The 427-nt window shown below is 78.2% G+C and carries 1 protein-coding gene; it reads right to left on the bottom strand.

Going from position 1 to position 427, the window contains the following annotated elements; translation table 11 throughout:
• Nucleotides 1–427 (bottom strand): hypothetical protein (locus D7X55_RS43940; protein ID WP_158626511.1); only part of this gene is annotated, 427 nt, incomplete at both ends.

Raw genomic sequence — 427 nt, 5'->3', positions numbered from 1 at the left:
GGTTGTCGGCCCAGGCGACGCCACCCAGGTACCCCGTCGACGGCCCGAGCGCCGCCGTCGCCGCCGCCAGCAGTGCGGCCGGACCACCGTCGCCGCTCCAGCCGGGATCGACGTGGTCGACGATCGCCCACCGGAACTGCCGGCCGGAGGCGCCGGCCAAGGCGTCGCGCACGGCATGGCGATCGGCGTGGGCGGGGCGGAGCGGCACCATGTGCGCTTCCCAGCCGAGGGTGACGGGTCGAGCACCCTCGGTCGACGGGCCCTGGCCGGGGTCGGGCCGGTCGGCTCGGTCCGGCGGCTCGACCACCACATCGATGCCGTGCGCGGCGAGTGCGGGTGCCAGGCGGGCGCCGGCGTCGGCGCCGACCGTCGGGACCGTCGGCGGACCGACGAGCCGCCACGCCGGAGGACGGTCACCGGGAGCGAG

It is taken from the genome of Corallococcus sp. AB049A (assembly GCF_003668885.1).
GTDB classification, from domain to species: Bacteria; Myxococcota; Myxococcia; order Myxococcales; family Myxococcaceae; genus Corallococcus; species Corallococcus interemptor.
The sequence above is the reverse complement of the archived record's forward strand: the minus strand, read 5'-3'. Positions and strand labels throughout refer to the sequence as shown.